Origin of the sequence: Chryseobacterium sp. RR2-3-20 (genome assembly GCF_017808115.1) — a bacterium.
Taxonomy (GTDB): domain Bacteria; phylum Bacteroidota; class Bacteroidia; order Flavobacteriales; family Weeksellaceae; genus Chryseobacterium; species Chryseobacterium oryzae.
Genome location: NZ_JADQBD010000157.1, coordinates 1 through 1,058, shown reverse-complemented (window position 1 = coordinate 1,058; position 1,058 = coordinate 1). Strand labels below are relative to the sequence as shown.

2 protein-coding genes are annotated in these 1,058 nt (G+C 29.1%); both read right to left on the bottom strand.

Annotated elements, in window-relative coordinates; translation table 11 throughout:
• Nucleotides 1–367 precede the first annotated feature (367 nt).
• Complete coding sequence (locus IV513_RS15475; RefSeq protein ID WP_209391446.1) at nucleotides 368–679, bottom strand: HigA family addiction module antitoxin; 312 nt, start codon at nucleotides 677–679, stop codon at nucleotides 368–370.
• A gap of 10 nt (nucleotides 680–689) precedes the next feature.
• Nucleotides 690–971, bottom strand: coding sequence for a type II toxin-antitoxin system RelE/ParE family toxin (locus IV513_RS15470; protein WP_209391445.1), 282 nt, complete (start codon nucleotides 969–971; stop codon nucleotides 690–692).
• Nucleotides 972–1,058: the final 87 nt, after the last annotated feature.

Below are 1,058 nucleotides of genomic sequence, written 5' to 3'. Positions count from 1 at the left end.
GAGATAAAATTCTATCATTCAATTGCTCTCCATTTAATATTTCCTTTTCATTATTTCCAACATATGAGTAGTCATGAAAATGAGAAGCAGGACATGCAATTAAGAATAATAAACTTAAAATTCCTAAGAGTAATTTTATCTTTTTTTCCATTAATTTACTTTGATTTGTGTAAAATGTCGCCTAACGGAAAAAGTATTGGCGAATACGGGCAAAAAAGAATTTGAAGAATTTAATTTTGTGGAGTATAAGCCAATGCTTTTTTGTGGAAGCTAAATTACAAAAAAAGTTGAAACGAAAAGCAATTGGCGGCGAAGAATATTCAAATTTTCAATTTGGATATTCAAGCCCGTTTTTGCCAATGCCGTGTTAGGCGACGTTTTTTTCTTTATCTTTCCTTATCCGTATAATTCTTTTTACCTCATTTGATTTTTCGTTCATTTCATTTTCAATATCATAATCATCTTGAAGTCCGAGCCAAAATTTCGCAGAATTACCAAAATAAGCACTAAGTCTTACAGCTGTATCTGCGGAAATTCTTCTGTTTCCTTTGATAATTTCAGAAACTCTTGTTTGCGGAATTTCTAAATCTTTTGATAATCTATACTGTGAAATTTCAAGAGGAATTAAAAATTCTTCTAATAAAATTTCTCCAGGTGTTATATTTCTTAATTTTTCCATTTTTATAATTTTAATGATAGTCCATAATTTCAACCTCAAAAGCATTGCCATTTTCCCATTTAAAAACAACTCTCCATTGATTGTTAATCCTTATGCTATAGAATTCTTTTAAATCTCCTTTTAGTTTTTCAAGTCGATTTGCTGGCGGAATTCTTAAGTCATTTACATCAATTGAATTATTTATCATTTTTAACTTTCGCCTTGCAACTTCCTGAATTTCTCTTGGAAGTTTTTTGGAAATAATTCCCTTCCATATTTTTTCGGTTTCTTTATTTCCAAAATTTACAATCATACTTTTAACGTTGCTAACGTCAAAGATAAGTAAAATATTTCAAATTTTGATTTTAATGCAGAATTTTTGTAAAATGTCGCCTAACGG